The sequence below is a fragment of the Polynucleobacter sp. 39-46-10 genome (genome assembly GCF_002282275.1).
Window position 1 is genome coordinate 1 of sequence record NZ_NCJB01000522.1, and the last position, 1204, is coordinate 1204.

Consider the following 1204-nt stretch of genomic DNA (forward strand, 5'->3'; position numbering starts at 1 on the left):
TTTGTTTGCGGCTAACTTTCCGCTGTCACGTCTTGAAGTTGATGCGTTTAGTAAGCTCCCCAGAAAAGATGTCCCCATCGTCACACTCGATGATGGCGAGGGTTCTGCAGAGTTGGCAGCACAAAGACTCTTAGAGCTAGGCTACTTGGATGTTTCTGTTTTTAAAGGCGGTATTCCTACTTGGAAAGCAGCTGGCGGTGAAGTATTTAAGGACGTCAATGTACCCAGCAAATCTTTTGGTGAATTCGTGGAATCCAAAAGACATACCCCCTCTTTGTCCGCCCAAGAAGTAAAGAAGTTAATTGATGATCAAGAGGATGTAGTGGTGGTAGACGTACGTCGCTTTGATGAATACAACACTATGAGCATCCCAACGGGCATCAGCGTACCGGGTGCGGAATTGGTATTGCGCGTTCCTGAAATTGCCCCTAATCCAAAGACCAAGATCATCGTGAACTGCGCCGGAAGAACACGCAGCATCATCGGCACTCAATCTCTGATTAATGCAGGCATTCCCAACGAGGTAAATGCTTTGCGTAATGGCACGATTGGCTGGACCTTAGCTGGGCAAGAATTAGATAAGGGGCAAAGTCGTAAATTCAAAGAGGTTAGCGAAAGCACTGCGAGTGAAGCCGCGAAACGTGCACGTAGCGTTGCAGATCAGGCTGGGGTAAAGCGAGTAAAGCTTGCAGATATTGCGCAATGGAAATCCCAAGCAGAACGCACCACCTATTTCTTTGATCCAAGAACCCCTGAAGAATATGAAGCAGGCCATCTTCCGGGATTCCGCTCAACACCAGGCGGACAATTAGTACAAGAAACAGAAATGGTGGCGCCGGTTCGTGGCGCACGTATCGTACTATCTGATCCTGGTGGTGTTCGAGCCAATATGCCTGCCTCATGGCTCGCCCAAATGGCTTGGGACGTCTACGTGATCGATGACATCAAAGCTACCGACCTTACTGAGAAAGGGGTATGGACTCCCGCCCTACCAAGCACGCCTCAAATTCAAACAGTAGATGTCAAGACAGCCTCTTCTTGGCTAGAGAGCGATAGCGCAACCATCTGTATAGATCTGAGCACTCATGCAAATTATGTGAAGGGTCATATTCCTGGAAGTTGGTTTGCACTGCGATCACAGTTTTCAAACGCGATGAAGAATCTACCAACCGCAAATCGCCTCGTTCTCACGAGCACAACTGGT

1 protein-coding gene is annotated in these 1204 nt (G+C 48.6%); it reads left to right on the forward strand.

Going from position 1 to position 1204, the window contains the following annotated elements; all coding sequences use genetic code 11:
* The coding region (locus tag B7X71_RS17380) for a rhodanese-like domain-containing protein (protein ID WP_293601663.1) at positions 1 to 1204 on the forward strand (1204 nt) is incomplete at both ends.